The sequence below is a fragment of the Dactylosporangium sp. CA-233914 genome (genome assembly GCF_050942935.1).
Lineage (GTDB): Bacteria > Actinomycetota > Actinomycetes > Mycobacteriales > Micromonosporaceae > Dactylosporangium.
In genome coordinates this window covers 10,796,088-10,814,442 of the sequence record NZ_CP192030.1, presented here as the reverse complement: position 1 = coordinate 10,814,442, position 18,355 = coordinate 10,796,088, and the positions used below count along the sequence as shown (strand labels likewise).

The window sequence follows — 18,355 nt, the reverse complement described above, 5'->3', positions numbered from 1 at the left end:
ACTGCCAGACATGCGGATCGAGATTTCCGGCCTGACCAAGACGTACCGCGGCGGGGTCGCCGCGCTCGACGGCCTCGACCTGGTCGTGCCGACGGGCATGTTCGGCCTGCTGGGCGCGAACGGCGCCGGCAAGACCACGCTGATGCGCATCCTGGCCGGCATCGCCCGCCCGACGGCGGGCCGCGTCACCGTGGGCGGCCACGACCTGGCCACCGGCGCCGGGCGGACGGCCGTGCAGCGCGAGCTCGGCTACCTGCCGCAGGACCTCGGCGTGTACCCCGACCTGACCGCCCGCCAGTTCCTGGACTACGTCGCCCTGCTCAAGGGCATGGACGATCGAGCGGTACGGCACCGGCGCGTCGGTGAGCTGCTGGAGGTGGTCGCGCTGACCGCCCACGCCGACCGGCGGCTGCGCGGCTTCTCCGGCGGGATGCGGCAACGGGTCGGCATCGCCCAGGCCCTGCTGGCCGACCCGCAGCTGCTGATCGTGGACGAGCCGACCGCGGGCCTGGACCCGCAGGAGCGGATCCGCTTCCGCACCCTGCTGTCGCAGTTCGCCGGCCGCCGCACCGTCCTGCTCAGCACGCACATCGTCGACGACATCGCGCAGACGTGCCGGGAGGTGGCGGTGCTCGCGCGGGGGCGGCTCACCTTCCGCGGTACCGTCGCCGAGCTCACCCGCCGCGCCGAGGGCCGCGTCTGGTCCGTCGTCACCGCCGGCCCGCCGCCAGCCGAGGGCACCGTGGTGTCGGCGCTGCCGGATGAGGACGGGATGCGGTACCGCATTGTGGCGCAGCGGGCCCCGAGCCCACTGGCCCGCCCGGTGGAGCCGAGCCTCGAGGACGGATACCTCTCGCTGAGTGGGTAGCGTCGATGGCGTGGGAACTGGCCGGGGCACCTGTGATCGCGAGGCGCGGCGTGACGGCCGGCTGACGAGGGCGCGGTAGGGTCCGCGGGGTGTTCATCCTGCTGCCACCGTCCGAAGGCAAGGCCGACGCTCCCCGGCGCGGGGCGCCGTTCGACCTGGAGCGGCTGACCCTGCCTGAGCTGCGTGACGCCCGCCGGGCCGTGATCGACGATCTGGTGAAGCTCGGCGCCGATCCCGCCGCCGCGATCGAAACCCTCGGGATCGGCGCCGGGCAGGTCGGTGAGGTGGAGCGGAACGCGCGGCTGGAGACCGCGCCCGCGATGGCGGCCTCCAAGGTGTACACGGGAGTGCTGTACGACGCGCTCGGGCTGGCCACGCTCGAGGCGGGCGCGAAACGGCGGGCCGCGAAGCAGCTGCTGATTTTCTCCGGGCTCTGGGGGGTTGTCGGGGTCGGGGACCGGATCGCGCCGTACCGGTGCTCGATCGGCATTCGGCTGCCCTCCGTCGGGCCGCTCGCGGCACATTGGAAGCGGGCGCTCCGCGGGGTCGTCGACGGGCTTGCCGGGGATGAGCTCGTGCTCGATCTGCGCTCGTCCGCGTACGCCGGAATGTGGACACCGGTCAACGGCGTCACCGTTCGGGTGTTGCACGGCGGAAAGGTCGTCAGCCATTTCAACAAGGCGACCAAGGGGCGGATCGTGCGGGCCCTGCTCGAATCCGGGGCCCGGCCGCGGACGGCGGTGAAGCTCGGGGAAACGCTGCGTGAACTCGGGTATCGGGTCGAGCAGCCCCGTCCGGGTCAGCTCGACATCCATGTGGAGCAGCTTTAGCGAAACGGCTGCGGGGCGGCGCGTTCGTCGTGGAGCGTCAAGGAATGTGGACCACACGCTGACCCGCCGTACCGTACTGACCACCGCCGGGGCCGCGCTCGCCGCCGGAGGAATGCCACTCCCGGGGCCGTCCGCCGCCGGGAATGTGCGGGCGGTCAGCATGGCGATGCACATTCACGGGCCGTTCAGCGAGGGGCTCGCGAGCTTCTCCGCGCACCTGGAACAGGCCCGCGAACACGGCGTCGACGTCATCTGGTGGACCGACCACGACTTCCGCATCGCCGCCTTCGAGCACCGCCGGGCCGTGCATTTCGACGGGGTGTCCGAGCCGGAGCACGGCCTGGACTGGAAATGGTCGAAACAGGTCGAGGGAAAGGTCACCGGCGCCGTCACCGCGTTCGTCGCCGCGCCACACTCGCCGCAGGACGGCACCGGCAAGGCCCTCCGGCTCGCCTCGAAGGGCAAGGGCGTGCTGTGGTACGCCGGGCAGGCCTGGAACCAGACCGCGAACGCCTGCATCGCCGACACACAGCTCACGCTGGACGTGCTGCCGGAAACGCTTCCGGCGGACGGGTCGCTGTTGTTCGAACTGCAGCTGTCGAATCAGCCGGGAAAGGGCGTGCTGCGGATGCGGTACCAGATCGGGCCGTTTCCCGCCGTGACGCACACCGCGGACGGGACGACCGGGACGGTGCGCCTGCCCGTGAAGCCCGCACAATGGCAGCAGTTCACGTTTGTACCGCGTGACGACGTCGCCCGGCTCTGGCCCGACGTCGTCGCGGACGACAATGCGTTGACCGGGCTGCGGATCGGCGTGCGGAACGCGGGATTCGTCGTCGACCGGCTCACCTTCCGCCGTTCCCGCCGCGCCGGTCAGGCCGGTGAGCAACTGCGCGCCGAGGTCATCGCGGCCGCGGCGGCCGGGCACGGAGCCGGCGTGACGCACTACCGCGCGATGGAGGTGTCGCTGGTGCGGCACCTGAACTGGTTCGGCGGCGACCAGACGTTCCCGTCGTTTCCGAGCCCGCCGATCCGCGACGACGATCCGGCGCTGACCGCGTCGATGGTGCGATACCTCAAATCGCACGGCGGACTCGTCAGCTGGAACCATCCGATGGACGTGGCGAAGAAGGACGAGCTCGCCAAGCTTATGATCGAGCGGGACTTCCTCGGCGTGGACATCGTCGAGATCGGCCGGAAACCGTACGACGAGCTGCTCTGGGTCTTCGACGTGGCGGCCCGCAACGCGTTGTTCTTCACCGCCGTCGGCAGCAGCGACGACCACGACGCGACGAATTGGGCGAAGGAGTCCGAGCACGCCGTCACCTACGTCTGGGCCGCGTCGAGATCGCAGGCGGATCTGCTCGCGGCGCTGGCGAAAGGAGCGGCGTGGTTCACCGACCTCGCGCGGTACCGCGGCACCCTCGATCTTCGCATCGGCGGCGTTTCCTTCATGGGCGCGGTGCTGATGACGAAAACCCCGGCGAAGGTGGACGTCGTGGCGACGGGGGTCCCGGCCGGGGCCAGGGTCGAGGTGCTCGTCGGCGCGGCCGACGAAGCAGCGGCCGTGCCGTCGGCGAAAGTCGCGAAATCGAGAACCGTCACGGTGCCGCCCGGCCATTACGTCCGGGCGCAGGTCCGCCTCGCCGGGGGCGACGTGGTGGGCGTGTCGAATCCGCTGTGGGTGCTGGACAAGGCGCCGAGGCGGCCGATTCCCGCGGTGCGACTGCGAAACGGGCAATAAAGAAAGAGCGGACGACGGGATTCGAACCCGCGACCCTCACCTTGGCAAGGTGATGCGCTACCAGCTGCGCTACGTCCGCACTGAGAACCAACTCTAGCGCATCGTGCGACGGGGCCTTCGCGCGGGGGACATCACCCGTTAGCGTGACGCCGTGAAGGTGCGCGTTCTGGCAGCGGTACTGCTGCTCGCGGGCTGTGGCGCAACCCCCGCGCCCCCGGCCCCGCCGCCGCATTCCCCGCCCGCCGCGCCCGCGTCGCCGTCCGACTCGCCATCGGCCTCGCCGGCCCCGGCAGAGCTGCGGCTCGCATTCGCCGGCGATGTGCACTTCATGGACCGCACGGCGGCGTTGCTGAAGAATCCGGCGACCGCGTTCGGCCCGATCGCGGACACGCTCGGTGACGCCGACCTGACGGTGATCAATCTCGAAACGGCGATCACGTCGCGGGGAACGCCGGAGCCCAAGACGTACCATTTCCGCACGGAACCCAGGGCGATCGATGCCCTGAAGGCCGCCGGAATCGACGCCGTCACCATCGCGAACAACCACATCCTCGACTACGGCCGCGTCGGCCTGCTCGACACCCTCGACGCCCTCCAGGCGGCCGGCTACCCGTATTTCGGCGCGGGGCGCGACACGGACGACGCGTACCGGCCGCTGTACACCACCGTGAAGGGCGTCCAGATCGCCCTGCTGGGCTTCAGCCAGGTCCACGAGCTCGCCTCGACCTGGGCGCCGGCTCCCGACCGACCGGGCGTGGCCCTGGCCTTCGACGTCAACCGCGCGACCGCCGCGGTCACCGCTGCCCGCGCCGAATCCGACCTCGTGATCGTGTTCAATCACTGGGGCGAGGAGGGCAACGGCTGCGCCAACGCCGAGCAGAAGACCTTCGCCACCCAGCTGGCCAAGGCAGGCGCCGACCTGATCATCGGCGCGCACGCCCACACCCTGCAGGGCTCGGGCTGGCTGGGCAGCACGTTCGTGGCCTACGGGATGGGAAACTTCCTGTGGTACGGCACCTCGAAGAGCACCGAAACCGGCATCCTGCGCCTGACGGTCCGCTCCCGCACGGTCACCAGAACCGAGTTCCTCCCCGCGATCGTCTCCGACACCGGCCAGCCCGTCCTGCTGACCGCCACCCCGGCCACGAAGCTCAGCCAGCGGTACTCCGGGTTGCGCACCTGCGCCGGCCTGTCCCCAACCCCGACGTAAACGCCCTGGTCAGCGCCCTCGACGCGCCGGAGGGGGATATCGGTTTGGCATGGGGGGTGACGGTCGGCTAAAGTTTGCATCCGTCGCCAGGAACGAGCTGGCGGTGCGGACGTAGCGCAGCTGGTAGCGCATCACCTTGCCAAGGTGAGGGTCGCGGGTTCGAATCCCGTCGTCCGCTCGGGAAAGTCACCACGGTGGGGTGGCCGAGAGGCGAGGCAACGGCCTGCAAAGCCGTGTACACGGGTTCAAATCCCGTTCCCACCTCGGAGTCGCCATACCAAAATGTGGCACCCCAAAGGGCGATTGGCGCAGTGGGAGCGCGCTTCCTTGACACGGAAGAGGTCACTGGTTCAAACCCAGTATCGCCCACCACGAAGTACCAGGTCAGAGGCCAGATCCGGAAGTCACGGATCTGGCCTCAAGATTTTTTGACCGTCATTTGACCGTGGACCCAGCCCCAGACGGTGGCATAGATCACCACGTCGTCCGGTAAGTGTTGCCTCGTCCGCGCAGGGTGCAATGCCCTGGCCTCGGCGACGGCCTCCATCTCCTGCGTCGTGGAATTGGGCATCCCGCCCTCCGAAAATACAATCCCGTCGATTTATGCCCAAGGAGCAGATGCACCATCTCGTTTGAGACGTTCCACCGCCAGCGGTGGGGGCGGTGAGAGGCGAGTCTGAGGGGTAGAGGTGTAAGGAGCCTCGCGGAACACAGTGCCGGGCCTCCTCATACGCCTCTAGTGCTCCTTGTGCGGCCCGTCGGGCACGGGTGTCGCAGGCAGGCCGATGCTCGGCTGTACGGCGAGTTGGCCGGCGGCGAGAAGCAGGAGGACCGGTCCGGACACTCGGCGGATATAAATGATCGCTGACGACCGACTATCATGTTGGGATGTCAGCGACGGAGTCGGCGCCGTTGGTGGGCATGGGGTGCTTACGGCTGGGCTAGGAGCAACGGTCAGCGACGACGCACGGCGAATGTAATTCGCTTTGTCTTTGCCGGCTCCTTGAAGTCAAGTCCGGTGCCGTCGTCGAAAATGAGTCGGCCGGTCGGCATAGGCCCGCCACCGGCGGGGTTCCACACGCCAGCCTCGCGCAACGCCGCTAATCTTCCGGTCCGCGCGAGGTCGATGTCGATGATGTGATCGCGGCAAACCAGTTCGACCCGACGAGCGTCGTCCTGAGCGAGGAGATCCACGATCTGATCGCCGGCGAGATTGTCCAACCGCGGGTCCAAGGTCTTCAACGAGTTGATGCCGTATACGCGGAGGGATTCGATCCTCTTACCCGCCACCTGCTCACGTACTACCTGGACGTCTTGTGAGACCGGCGTCTCACCCATGGCGCTCTCCGATCTTGAACACGGCAACCACTGGACTGCAGCCTACGCCCCATCCCGGCTGGACCTTGCGGCCGACATCAGCCGGCATCATCTGGTTGTACACAGCACAGCTGGATCGCCTGAGCAGTCACGTTTGGACGCTGGCCGGCCACGATGAGGCCGACGCCCATAACGTCGGCACCAATGTAGAAGCAAACATGATCGAGGCAATAGTGGCGATCACCACGGACACTCCGTGACTCCGCCTGGTCGCCTCACCTGCCCAGCGGTGCGGCTGGGCGAGCGAGGCGACCAAGCGATGACTGACCGACGTCAAGATCTGCAGATTCCGTTGCCGGTGTACACCGAATGTCGGAGGTGGGCGATAGCGTGTGGGGACTACTCTGTCGAGCGTGCGCTGGCCGCTGTTTACAGCGGTCGGCCCTCGTTCGTCAGCCCCTCTGCAGCAGCGAGAAGCCTATGGTGGTGACCCCGATGACCTGTCCGCATGAGCCGCCTGCTCATCGGAAGCGGTTGGCCGACCTGTCAGCGTGTCCCTGGGAACTGGCGGTCACCGGGTGACGCCGAGCGATAAGGGTGCGTCGATTTCAGGCGATATGGGCGGTCTCGGGTCCCCGGGAAGCATCCCCGCCTCTGTTCGCACCAGCGAGTTCGTGGAACGTCTGTACCGCAGCACCAACAGCTATGCGGACCGCTTGAATGCCGAAGAACTCGCATGGATCGATGTAGATCTCGGTCTTAATGCTCATGTTTTGCGACTGACTCAAGCCCACCGCCAGATCATCGTGACCGGCAACCCCGGCGACGGAAAGACCCACCTCATCGAGCGGCTCAGGCCTGAGCTAGAGGCGGCCGGGGCAGTTGTTGTAACCGATGCCAACGAATTCTCCGATGACGGTATCCTCACTTGTTGGCGTGACTGCGACCGCGATCGTCGAGCCATGGTGTTGGCTATCAATGAATGGCCGCTCTTTGTGTTACGCCGTCACCCTTTGGCTGTCGAATTCGAACCACTTAAGGCAGCGCTTCGGCAGGTTCAGCAGGCGGTGTCTTACGGTCGGGAGTCTGTGGCGGAAGTTGCAGGTCCCGTCCGAGTCATCGACCTGAGCCTGCGCAATGTGCTTGCTATGCCCATCGCGCTGGGGGTCATCGAGCGCCTGACCGATGATCGTTTTTACGCCAGCTTGTCGCCGACAGATCCGGCCGTCGTCAACCGCGACGCATTGCGCCACCCTCAGGTTCGGGAACGGATCGCCTTGCTGCTGGCGGAGGTTGCCAGGCGAGGGCATCACGCGACCATGCGGCAGTTGGTCGGCTTCGTTGCTTTCCTGATCGCTGGAGGTGCGACGGCTGCGGTTCGGCTTGCGAGCCAGGGCTCGCACCGGCACCACTACGCACAGCTTGCCTTTGAAGGCGGAGTTGGACCGCTGTTCGATGCTGTCCGGGAGGTCTTTGATCCGGCTGCGGTAACGCACCCTCGGCGGGACACGGAACTCTGGCAGGGCACCACAAGGGCCGAGGACTGGATCGATGGACGCCGCCCGTCTGCCGTCCAACCGATGCCGACGGACGACCAAAGTAGCGAGTACCGGGCGCTCAAACGGCGGTTCTTCTTCGAACACCGCGATGGCCGGTCACTTGTGGACCTCTTGCCCAGCGATGAGCGTAGCTTCGATACGCTGGTCACCGAGGGCAACGCAGGGGGTGGAGGCATTGTCCGTCATCTCCTTCTTGCGATCAACAGGTTCTACGAGCCGGACTGCCTCGATAGCGACCGCGAGCGCCTTGTCTTGTGGCAAAGCCACCGCTTCGACGTCAGGGCTCCAAACACCTTCCTCTCGCTGCACGAGGTTCTTCATGGCCGGTTCGAGATAACTCCACCCCAGTTGGCTCCGTGGGTCGATGAGTGGCTACCGCCGGAGCAGCGTCTCGTCCGAACCTTTGCGCTCACCGCTAACGACGAGCACGGTGTGGAGATTGCCAGCCTCTTGGTTGACCGCGCCTTGTATCTCACGCTTACCGAGGCCCGATGGGGTCTTGGTCGGACGAGTTGGTCGCGTAGCGCAACTCGACGCGTCACACGGTTCGTCGATAGCGTGCACAATTCCGTTGGGCCGAGCAAGACGGACGTTGTTGATGTGCGCATCCGAAACGTGGAGAAGAACATCGAAGCGAGGTTCGAAATTCAGCGTGACCCGGCGAGGTACCGACTGTGACAACGGATCTGAAAGCGTTCCTGAACGAGCTCTACATTGACGAGTTCGGACTCATTCCTACCAACAACTCGATCAAACCCGTACACATAGCGAACGGTCTAGGGCGGGCGTTGACAGGACGTGCATACGATTCCGACGCACTGGCCGAGTTCCTTCGGCCATCAATTCTGAACCAAAAGACACGCGAGAGGGTCGAGCGTAATCCCAACAGTGCCATCCTTGAGCGTTACGGCGAGGCGATCACCGGTCGCGACAGCGACATCATCGATCGAGACTCACTTAGCACACTGCGTAACCTCGCCGAAGGCGTGCTGGGGACGGACAAGGCCGTGTTCGGCGAAGCGGCGCGTTCGTCCTACACCTTGTCCAACGAAACTCTCCTCACTCGTGACCCATCGGATAATCGTTGCGGAATCTTTCTCGCCCGTTTGCTGACCGCCGGGCACGAGGCGGATGCCGCCATCCATATCCGCACGCTGTTGTCGACTGATGACGACCCTTGGTCGATCCTTGCAATGCCAATGACTAAGCTTGCGAAACCGCGGGACGTTGAGACACCAACCGAAGCTGCGGCGCAACACTTCTATGCGCCCATGATCGCTACTGATGCAAGCACGCCCGCTGTACCGGCTCTCGCTTCACCTACCCTCACCAATCTTCGCCGTTCCTTCGACCGTCTCGCCCGCTTCGAGCGAACCAGCGGTTCCAAGCTGAACTCGCTTCGGCGGCTGGTGACGTTTGCCTGCTTCGCCGTACACGTGCATCTGATATCCCGTTACTCCGAGGCCCAGGAAGGCACTCCGCGCTCACCGATCCTGCTCGACATGTTCGATGGTTCCCGCACGTCGTTGCGTAACGCGTCGAGAGCATCGTTCCGGGCTGCGGGTGACACGATCGAGGCGTTGATGCTTCTCCGTATTCGAGAAAAGCTCGAGCCACAGGTCAGCGCCGCTGGGGCCGAACATGTGATCGCAGACCTGCCCGCCAAGATCCAGGTCCGGATCCGGCAGGGCTTCGATGCGTACCGCCATGACGACCAGGTATCCGAGTTAGAAGCCATCGCCGAAGCGTTCTGGCAAGTCGCGGCGGAGGAGAAGAACCATCCCCGAGGCTTCCTAGCCGACCTTGGGCGCCGCGCTGGTTACCTCACTCCTTGGTCGGTCGCCGGCCGTGGCGGCAAGCAGCAAAAACGCTACGGGGTCAACGCTGAATTTCTAGAAACTCTCGTTGCGGCTACCGTCGATCCGGATAAGCCGCTGGACTTTCCGGAATTTCTCGACGAGCTTCGCAGGAACTATGGCATTGTCGTCGGCCAGCGCTCCGATGACCAGATCGTGCGGTGCAATAACCTTGCGCAGAAGCCGTTTGGGACGCCAACTTCCATAAGTGAGGAGGAGTTGCGACTCAACGTGGAAATGTTGCGCAGGGCACTGCTTGAGGCTGGCTACGCGAAGGCGTATGCCGACGGACAGACCGTCATCACCACAGACCCGGAGAGTTTGGCACTGCTATGACGACAACCGACCCTCGTGTGCAGTTGGTCAGCGAACTGCTGTGCCGCAAGGTCCTTGAGTTGTCCGGCTCCGTAGGCGTCCTCGTACGAGACATACCGCATTTCGACTCGCGTACTGTGCTGGCCGGATTCGGTGAGATCTTGGACACGGTGGACCTGCGTGTTGCGCTGCTGTCGAGTGATGGCGTGACCGAGGCCGGCATCCCCCCGGACAAGTTCACCAACAGCGTCCAACAGGCCGAGCAGTGGCGTAACGACAGGGGCCTCAAGGCGACGATCGTCGTCATCGCGGCCGGGGACCAGGCACGGCTTTCATCGCTGCAAGACTTTGCCCCAATTGGCCCAGCAGAACTCAAGGGCCTACTCATCAGGCAAGCTCAGCAGCAACTCGCCGGCGCCAACGACGTACTCGTCAGTTGGTGGAAGAAGCTCGGCGTCGACCGCAACATCTCCTTTGGCCAGTTGCTCGATTACTACACCTCGTTGCCAGCCGGACCTGAGCAGGCGATGGAGTTCAAGCTGAAGTCAAGCCGGGAACTCCCGCGCTTGGGCTTGCTGGCCGACCCGAAGCTGTTCGACGACGCGAGCGACCGGGCGATTACCAGCCGCATCCAGCGAAACCGTGATTTGGTCGGTCGGCTGCAAACCTTGACGGAGAAGGACCGGCGCGCAATCGCGGAGAACATCGCCAAGGAGACCGACCCGAATCGGCGGATGGCTCTTCGGCGCAGTCTCCGCCTCCTCCGGCAGCTACGCCGCGGGGATTCGGCGGATCAGCTCACCGTCGCCGACGCCGAAGATCTCTTCTCGGTCCGCCGGTGGCAACCCCCGTCCGAGCCTGCAAGTCACGATTCGGAACCGCACCCCAGTCAAGTTCCATCGTCAGACCCAGGCACTCAGGGTTCCGACCTTGTGGACGACGTTGGGGAGGAGGATAAGAGCGGCAACCGGCCACTCGACACGCCGGTTTCGGCCTCGGCCGTCGCCGCCGACGCATTGCTGTCCGCCGACGAGTCTCTCCAAGATGATCTCGACGCCGCGGTGGAGTCCGCTGCTGAGGTCAGTGAACTCGACAGCGGGGGATCCCTCGTAGGCACGGAGCGATGGGAAAACGAGCTTCCGTCCGGAATCATCGTTCAAGGCCAGGTATCCGGCGAGGTCGTGGACATCGTGACCCGGCTCGTCGGCATCGGTCGTTACGGCGGCTGGATCGACGGCAACGACGGTGACATCGACGGTGACATCTGGGCGAGAATCCGCGGCTACCGCGGTGAAGACGACCTCAGAGAAGAGTGGACCAGCCAGCAGATCCTCGAGTTCCTTGACAGCCTCGACGACGATGCTGGCCGGGAACTGCGTGGACGGTTCGAGGCGTTCGACGATGCCCGTGACAAGATCGTGGGATACACGGGACGACTGACAGTCGAACCCCTCGCAGTGGCCGCCGCGCGGCATTCGAGGGACGCCATTCGTTACTACGTCGAGCGGTATCACGACCTGCTGAAATGCATCAGCGACACGTACGGAAAGCTGTTTGCGGAGTACACCCAGGACGTCAATCAGGTTATCTCGCATATCCTGAAGCTCGACACAATCACGTTCGGTTCTGGCATGACGACGATCGCAATGCTCACACCCCTGCACCCGCTGTACCTTTGGCGGTACTCCGAGTTCGCACGCATTGTCGTTGCTCAGCGCGACCGGCTTAGTGCAAGTGACCTCCGGCTGGTGAGGGACTCTGCGGGCAAGCTGCCGAACTTCCTGACCAGCCTCTGCTTGCCAGATCTGACACCTGACACGCCGCAGGTTCTGCCTCACGTCAGCGACATCGGTCACCTTCCGTACTTCGCGGTCAAGCAGGAACGTAGCGTAGGGCAGGACGGCTACGCCCAGATTCGTCGCATCGTCGAGGCATTCCTTGAGGCGCACCCGCCAGCTCGCCACGGGCTCCGCCTGGCGTTGCTGGACCCGCCCGGTCCAGGGCCCTACCTGAAGCTGCTGACCGACCTGGCGTACAGCGAAAAGATCCAGGGCGCCCACCTCACCGTGCTCTACAAAGGCCGCAACGCTGGCATCCAGTCGCTCGAGCTTGATGACGACGACGAGGCACGGGTAGCGCAACTGTTCCACGCAACCGCAGACGATCGACGCTTCAGTTTCGAGGTGCGCGCCCTGCCGGCCGACACGCTGAAGCCTCCGGCAGGCATGCTCGCTCACATCATGGTGGCTTTCGACCAGTCGGCAGGCAAGCAGGATTCGCTCAGCGTTATAGAGCAACCGGTTCAGCCGCTCGCGATGCCCCAGCGGCTCAAGTACCGCGTCTTCGCCAAGACTGTCGACCTGGAACCAGCACCAGGTGGGCCTTTCGCCGCCTACTTCACTGTTGCCCAACTGGTTGCCAAGCAGGCACCCGCATCACGCCTCGCGGTGAGGCAGGACGGCGACGTGCGGGAACGCCTCAAGGCCGTAGCGGCAACGGCACCGTGGTTTGTCCTAGCCGATCGGCACGTCGACCGGGACCTCCTGCTCGGCAAACTTCAGGTCTTCAGCGGCCGCGACCGCACCCGTGAGGTGGTCGCATTCGCCGACGCCACCGACCCGTTCCGCCGAGCGCTGCGCGAGATTGTTCGACAGTACAACACTGCCGTCAGCGACGCAGACCTTGACGATCTCCTGCAGGAGCTGACGGAACTCCTCGACGTCGGCGCTTTGACACTCACGCCCGATCTCGAGCGCCAAGTCGACCAGAACAGGACCAAAGGCCTGCTCGGCACGCTCATCGTGGCGCGTTGGTACAAGAAGAACTGCCCCGCCAACCGCAAGCGCCTGCTGATCAGCCTTGACGATGATATGGCCCGCCGGTGGCTGCACCTCCGTGAAGACGCCCGGCGGGCCGACCTGCTGGGGATCGAGTACGGCGAGGATGCGTGCATCATCACCGTCTTCGAGGTAAAGACGATGCAGGACACGTCGGCGGAGTATCACATCGCTGGCGACATTGCCTCGGGACCGGCGGTGGACCAGACGCTGTCCACCGGCATGCTGCTTCGTGACGTGTTCAATCCCGACCGGGCAGACGAGCTCATCACCACACCAGCTCGCCGGGAGATCCTTCGAGCGCACGTCTATCGCGAACTCGCGAAACGCGGCCACGACACCGATGAACGACGGACCTGGGCAAGTGCCTCGCAACGCCTGTTCGAGGGTGAGGTCCCTTTCGCCATCGAGTTGCATCTCGTCGAGGTTTCCATCGGTGTGGATACGGAGTCATTGCGGCCGTCCAGGCGGGTAAGCGCCCAAACCGATACGGGCCACACGTTCCCGCTCACCGTTACGCAACTGAACGAATCCGGCGTAGGTGCGCTCCAGCAAGCCGCTCTGCCCGTGCACGAGTTGCCAAGTCCGCCAGAACAAGGAACACCACCAAGTCCGGAAGCTGGCAGCCCCTCGTCGCCTGAGACGGGGCAACCAGTCTCTGCGCCGGCCGAAAGGCCCCTTGCGAGGACGGCATCCACCACGGTTGCTGCATCTGAGACGTCCGTAGCGGCGCCGTCGGCGGCTGACCGACCGCGGGCGTATCTCGGTGAAGCTGTCGGGCAGTACGGCAGACCGGTTGAGGTCTGGTACGACCCACAGCGTCCCGACCGTCCGCTCGCCAACGGTCACATCGCAATCACCGGCGAAACCGGCAGTGGCAAAACTCAGGCCACCAAAGCGGTCCTGCACGAACTCATGGCTGCGCCGAACGGTCTGCCGGCCCTTATTCTCGACTTCAAAGACGACTACGCCGGCGTCGAGTACACACGTACTGAGCAGTTGTCCATGTTCGATGCCAGCATCGGCGGGCTGCCATTTAACCCTCTGGTACCGCCGACCGATCCCACCTCCGGCCGGGCAAACCCGATGTCGCACGTGCATCAACTCGTCAACATTCTCAAGCGGATCTATCGCCTTGGAGATCAGCAGGCGTATCACTTGCGCGAAGCGATGAAAGAGACCTATACGATTCTGGGCCTCGACGGCAGAGCCTTCACACCAGCATCTGATCAGACCTACCTACCGTTCGACGCCATCCGTGAGGTGCTCGAACGTGAAGGCCACGGCGCACTCATCGGACGTCTATCGCCCATCTTCGATCTTGGCCTGTTTGCCGGCGATGGGGACGGCGCCACTCTCGAGCATCTACTCGACGGACGTTCCGTCGTCCGCCTCAGTCAACTGCCCGGCGAAGAGGTCAAGAACGCGGTGGCGGAGTTCTTGTTGATGGCCCTCTACAACCAACTCATTCGGCGCCCACAGCCGCGAGTGTTGAAGCGGCTTGTCGTGCTGGACGAGGCATGGCGTCTGGTTCAATCGCCTTTCCTGGAACCTCTCATGCGGGAGGGCCGGGCGTTCGGCGCGGGTGTCGTCATCGCCACGCAGTACCCGAAGGATCTCCCCGAGGCGGTATCCGGCGCCACAGCGACGAGGCTGTTCTTCAGCCAGACCCAGGTCGATCAGATCCGCACGGTCCAGAAAGCGCTGATCGGCAAGACCAGCGGGCCTGAAGCCGAGCGCTTGGGTGAGGCGGTGAGATCGATGCCTCCGCTTACCTGTCTGGTGCAGAACGCCCACCAGACGCCGTACACGCGGACCACGGTTCGTCCCTACTACGAGCGCGTCATCGATGTTGAGCCAGTGCCACACGATCGGCTCTTCTAGGAAGTCAGTACAGCTCCAGTTGCTCGTGCCTGCCGCGTTCCAGCGGCAGGTCCGGCAGTTCGACACGCGCGCCATGAATGACCGGCCTAGTCAGACGGTGCGCCGTTACCGCCTCCAACACCGCTGGCGACTTGCTGCGCGCGTGCAGCCAGCGGTGTATCCACCATCCGGTGATCGCCTCCACATCGTCCAGGGTTGGCCGGCGGCGGAATCTATAGCTCGGCTCCGCGTCGATGCCAAGCAGGTACGGCAGGAGGTTGTCGACCAGGCTGATGCCGTAGATAATGCGCTGACGCCCGTGCTGCAGCAAGGTGTCCGAGGGCCACTCCAATAGGTCGAAACCATGGCGGACCTTGCGGAACTTCGGGTTCACCCCCTCGCCGAAGATGCTGTTGACCCGCGCACCGCCGGCGGTCTGCTCCGCAAGGCGCACCAGCGCCCGTACCGATTCCGCCGACAAGTGGGAGGTTCCGAACGACTTGGAACGGCCAAGTTGACGGAATTCGATGGGCAGAGACCCGTCGAGGACCTCGGGAGGAATGCGGATGCGGTTGTACTGGCTGGCACCTGAGCCGTAGAGCGAGGTGGTGCCGACGAACACCAGGTTCGATCGGCGGCGGATCGGCCGGCCCGCCATCGAGGACGCGATCTCGCTGGCATACGTCGCATAGCGCTGGCGGTATGCCTTCACCGCTGTAGGGCTGACAGCCAGCATGCTGACGAGCTTGCCGCCCAGCAACGCGTTGTACGGCGCGATGGCTCCACAGACCGTGAGGTCGGCGATCTCGGTGCCGACCGCGTCGGCTTTTGCCCGCCGAAGCACGGACATGATCGCCCGCCGCGCCTTGACATCGTCGAGCGCCTGGGAGAGCCCGCCGCGGGTCGCCTTCGGATACAAGTAGGGCGCGAGCGCCTGGCGGGCGCTGAGCAGGTCAGCCAGGGCGAGGCAGCGCTTACTACGGAACAGATCGGACTCTGCGCGCCGACGCCATCCGGCAACATCGTCGGGATCGTGAACCTTCTTGAAGTCCGTCGCCTTGACGAACCTGTGGTGATCTCGTCGCCGGCTTTCGGCCTCTTTCAGCAGCCGCTCGATCGCTTCGGCGGCTGGGTCCTCCCACAAAGTGGGCCAGTACAGGCCATCCTTGACAAGATCGTCGACATACAATTCGTCCAGCGAGGTCTGCAGCCGTGCCGCAATCCAACGTGCCATCCGTAGTGTTGGGGCCGCGCGCAGGTTCTCAAGGAAGACCGTCGACTGCCAGCCGATCCAGTCATCCCGTTCGGCCATCTGCACCACAGCACTGCCGAGTGCAGCGATCCCAATGATTGGGTGAAAAGCGGCTGCACGGTCCCGGATCAGGATCATCATCGTGCGTCCAGGAGTGCTGGTGTACTGGTTCGACCAGGTCAGCCGAAAGTAGCGCCAGATGTCCATCAGCTTGAGCCCGGTCTGCGCGCACCTCTCGGCAGACACCACCTGCACGTATGGGTCGATCACCTCGCGGAGTCGGGCCGGGTCCACCTCTTCACGGTCACCGACGGCCAGCAGCGCCTCCGCAAGTTCGTTGCCGTCACGCATAAGGCTGAAGATCGACACGAACTTGCCGTTGAATTCCCGAGGTTTTTCCATGGCGAGGACGAACCGACGTACCGACGGTGTGGCCAGTTGCTCGTTCCGCTTGATGAGTTCCTGTCGCCGAACCCGGCGCTTCTCCTCAACGGGATCAGCGAAACCCAGCGGCGGAGCGACGGCCACTTCGTCCCCGTCGACCCGCACGTTCCAGCCTTGACCTACAAGATCAAGCAGTACGTGACAGGCGGCCGTCAGGGCGGCGTTGTCGGAGGCAAGGCACCGTTCACGCGTTGCTTCGCGCGCCGAACCGTCGGCGCTCGCGAGCGCGCGACCGAGCGCTTCGAAGGCGCGTCGCTCCGCGGCGCGACACCCGGGAGGGCTCGGCAATCGGTACCACACCTCGGTCATGCTAAGCATTCATGAAAGTGGCGAGAACGTCGGCTGACACTTGGCGGAGCCTCTGCGCATGCCCGCGCTCGCTGGCTCGCTGTAGTGCTGCCTCAGCGCGAGCTGTCGCGAGAACCGTGAGCGCCACGTGGCGGGCAAGATCACGGTCCCTGCTCGACTCACTCATGGCCAGCGGGCCATAGAGGTCGCGGTACCACGGATGCTTGGCGTTCAGGAGGACGACGACCTGGCGGCCCCGCATGACTACCTCGTACGCGCCCATGGACGGCAACTCTGCAACCGCAATCTGATAGGGGGCGTCGTGCTGACTCAAGCCGTTCACCAGGTCCTTGAGTTCGTCGGGAACGACGCGTCGTCCGCGTGGCAGGGATGGCAGCGACGCCTCCGCCCTGGCGGCCTGCTGCTCGGCGGCACTCAGGGGCTCAGCCGCTTTGACCAGCATGAAACGCTGCCGAACTCGGCTGTTCAACGCGCGAGCGATAGTCTCCAGATCCGGTGCGATGATCTCCAGCAACTCCGGACGTGGCGAGATCGCTTGCTTGGCGTGCGTGATTCCGAACAGTTCGTCGAGGACTGGGTTGAACCTGATCTCGCATCGCCACCAGTCGTCGTAGTTCTCGCGACGCTTGCTCCCCATGAAGAACCACCCGCGGTCTATCTCGCGGCCAGCCCGGACGACGGACACTGGAGCGCCAGCTGTGACACCCATGGTTCGCTTCTCTTCAGAGGACAAGGCATGCCAGCGATCGATCGGCAGCTCACTGAACGTAACCGAAACAATGCCATTCGTCGAACCTGCGGGTATCTCGTAGAGCAGATCGTCGCCGAATTGGCTGCCGCCGGTGATCTTCGAACCGGGCTGGAGGCAGAGAGGGTCGTTGGCCGTCACGGGTTGACCATTCACCTGCAAGATGACACCGTCGGCTAGGAAGTGTCGGTAGATCCGCCCCAAATCGTCTCGGAGCCTCCGGGCGAGCGCCGATGAGCGCTTGTACTCGACCCTGTCGCAGCGGGTCAGGCGCACTACCGTACCGGAGTCGGAAACCGGAACAAAGTGCGGGCGGTCGATGCGCTCAACGGCGGGCAGAGTAGCCTCGCCCGTCTTAGCCAGTTCATCGATGTCCAACCTTGACCAGAGGACGCCGGCACCGCGTCGCCAGGTGAAGACCTCAACCCGCCGGCTGCGGCTGAGCGCACCGTTCGGGAGTCCCATTCCGTATCGGCCAAGAGAGCTCCGGTCGTTGAACCGGCTGGTCCCGCCGAAGGTCAGGGCCTCCGCGAGTGAACCAGCGTCCATACCTTCGCCATCATCGACCACCATGATTTCGATCGGCTTGCCGGGGCCCGGCGCGGCGCCGACCTCAACCGCAATGCTTCTGGCTCCGGCCTGAAGCGAGTTGTCGATCAGTTCCGCGATCGCCAGTCCGGTCGTTTTGTAACCGGTGTCACGGGTGGCGAAGAGGAAGTTGGCGGGGTTCACCAGCCGGGGCCGAGTGGCCGGATCGCTCTCGACCTGCATCGCCATGACCTAACACCACCTCCTGCCGGCTTGTTCGCCGGATGCGAGATCCTACATCGTCGCGAATACGCGCGATAGACATGTTTTAGACGCGCGTCTCGGCGATAGACTACCTTGGTGTCCGGAGCAGGTGCATGACCACGCGGCGACGAATTAGCGCCGACACACCTCTGCCCGAATGTCCAGAGAAGCGCATCGGCCTGTCGCTGCCGGCACCGATCAACGACCGGCTCGACGACCTTGTAACGCTTGCCGAGCAAACAGGCGAACGGACGAGCCGCAAAGAACTTGTTGCCTCGCTGATCCTCGCAGCACCGACGGGAGGCGCGAACGTCGCAGACCTTCTGCGAAACTATCGTCTAGCTAGCGCGCGGGCTGCGCGGCTCGGTAGTAACGGCGAAGAGTCGACCGTAGCGATCCGGTCACACCGCC

At 64.7% G+C, this 18,355-nt stretch carries 11 protein-coding genes and 4 tRNA genes; 11 read left to right on the top strand and 4 right to left on the bottom strand.

Going from position 1 to position 18,355, the window contains the following annotated elements:
• The first annotated feature begins 10 nt into the window (after positions 1 to 10).
• The 3 genes from ACQPY0_RS48035 (at position 11) to ACQPY0_RS48025 (ending at position 3,442) form a co-directional block, all read left to right on the top strand.
• A complete protein-coding gene (locus tag ACQPY0_RS48035) occupies positions 11 to 868 on the top strand; it encodes an ABC transporter ATP-binding protein (protein ID WP_432976893.1) in 858 nt (285 codons plus the stop codon).
• A gap of 89 nt (positions 869 to 957) precedes the next feature.
• On the top strand, positions 958 to 1,698 hold the full coding sequence (locus tag ACQPY0_RS48030) for a YaaA family protein (protein ID WP_432976890.1): 741 nt from the start codon (positions 958 to 960) through the stop codon (positions 1,696 to 1,698).
• Complete coding sequence (locus ACQPY0_RS48025; protein WP_432976887.1) at positions 1,631 to 3,442, top strand: hypothetical protein; 1,812 nt, start codon at positions 1,631 to 1,633, stop codon at positions 3,440 to 3,442. Before ACQPY0_RS48030 ends, ACQPY0_RS48025 begins: the two co-directional genes overlap by 68 nt.
• Before the next feature lie 6 nt (positions 3,443 to 3,448).
• Here ACQPY0_RS48025 and ACQPY0_RS48020 read toward each other — a convergent pair.
• Positions 3,449 to 3,521: transfer RNA gene (locus tag ACQPY0_RS48020), tRNA-Gly, on the bottom strand.
• A 72-nt stretch (positions 3,522 to 3,593) separates the two neighbouring features.
• Here ACQPY0_RS48020 and ACQPY0_RS48015 point away from each other — a divergent pair.
• The 4 genes from ACQPY0_RS48015 to ACQPY0_RS48000 all read left to right on the top strand — a co-directional run bounded on the left by ACQPY0_RS48015 (position 3,594) and on the right by ACQPY0_RS48000 (position 5,024).
• Positions 3,594 to 4,652, top strand: a complete 1,059-nt coding sequence (locus ACQPY0_RS48015; protein WP_432976884.1) for a CapA family protein — start codon at positions 3,594 to 3,596, stop codon at positions 4,650 to 4,652.
• Positions 4,653 to 4,757: 105 nt separating this feature from the next.
• Positions 4,758 to 4,830: transfer RNA gene (locus ACQPY0_RS48010), tRNA-Gly, on the top strand.
• Between the two features lie 15 nt (positions 4,831 to 4,845).
• Positions 4,846 to 4,916: transfer RNA gene (locus tag ACQPY0_RS48005), tRNA-Cys, on the top strand.
• Between the two features lie 33 nt (positions 4,917 to 4,949).
• Positions 4,950 to 5,024: transfer RNA gene (locus ACQPY0_RS48000), tRNA-Val, on the top strand.
• Positions 5,025 to 5,606: 582 nt separating this feature from the next.
• Here ACQPY0_RS48000 and ACQPY0_RS47995 read toward each other — a convergent pair.
• Positions 5,607 to 5,990 carry a hypothetical protein gene (locus ACQPY0_RS47995; protein ID WP_432976881.1) on the bottom strand — a complete coding sequence of 128 codons (384 nt, stop codon included), beginning with the start codon at positions 5,988 to 5,990 and terminating at the stop codon, positions 5,607 to 5,609.
• 14 nt (positions 5,991 to 6,004) lie between these two features.
• On the opposite strand from ACQPY0_RS47995, the gene ACQPY0_RS47990 reads away from it, so the two are divergent.
• From ACQPY0_RS47990 to ACQPY0_RS47975, 4 genes are all read left to right on the top strand, one after another.
• Positions 6,005 to 6,229 (top strand): hypothetical protein, encoded by a 225-nt coding sequence (locus ACQPY0_RS47990; RefSeq protein WP_432976878.1) that lies wholly within the window; start codon positions 6,005 to 6,007, stop codon positions 6,227 to 6,229.
• Between the two features lie 414 nt (positions 6,230 to 6,643).
• Positions 6,644 to 8,206 carry a hypothetical protein gene (locus ACQPY0_RS47985; protein ID WP_432976876.1) on the top strand — a complete coding sequence of 521 codons (1,563 nt, stop codon included), beginning with the start codon at positions 6,644 to 6,646 and terminating at the stop codon, positions 8,204 to 8,206.
• Positions 8,203 to 9,720 (top strand): hypothetical protein, encoded by a 1,518-nt coding sequence (locus ACQPY0_RS47980; protein WP_432976873.1) that lies wholly within the window; start codon positions 8,203 to 8,205, stop codon positions 9,718 to 9,720. Before ACQPY0_RS47985 ends, ACQPY0_RS47980 begins: the two co-directional genes overlap by 4 nt.
• Positions 9,717 to 14,420: an ATP-binding protein gene (locus ACQPY0_RS47975; protein ID WP_432976871.1), complete on the top strand. Its 4,704-nt coding sequence runs from the start codon at positions 9,717 to 9,719 to the stop codon at positions 14,418 to 14,420. Before ACQPY0_RS47980 ends, ACQPY0_RS47975 begins: the two co-directional genes overlap by 4 nt.
• Positions 14,421 to 14,424: 4 nt before the next feature.
• On the opposite strand, the gene ACQPY0_RS47970 is transcribed toward ACQPY0_RS47975, so the two are convergent.
• Entirely contained in the window at positions 14,425 to 16,404 is a 1,980-nt protein-coding gene (locus ACQPY0_RS47970; protein ID WP_432976868.1) for a Druantia anti-phage system protein DruA, read from the bottom strand.
• A 1-nt stretch (position 16,405) separates the two neighbouring features.
• On the bottom strand, positions 16,406 to 17,929 hold the full coding sequence (locus tag ACQPY0_RS47965) for an ATP-binding protein (RefSeq protein ID WP_432976865.1): 1,524 nt from the start codon (positions 17,927 to 17,929) through the stop codon (positions 16,406 to 16,408).
• Positions 17,930 to 18,355: the final 426 nt, after the last annotated feature.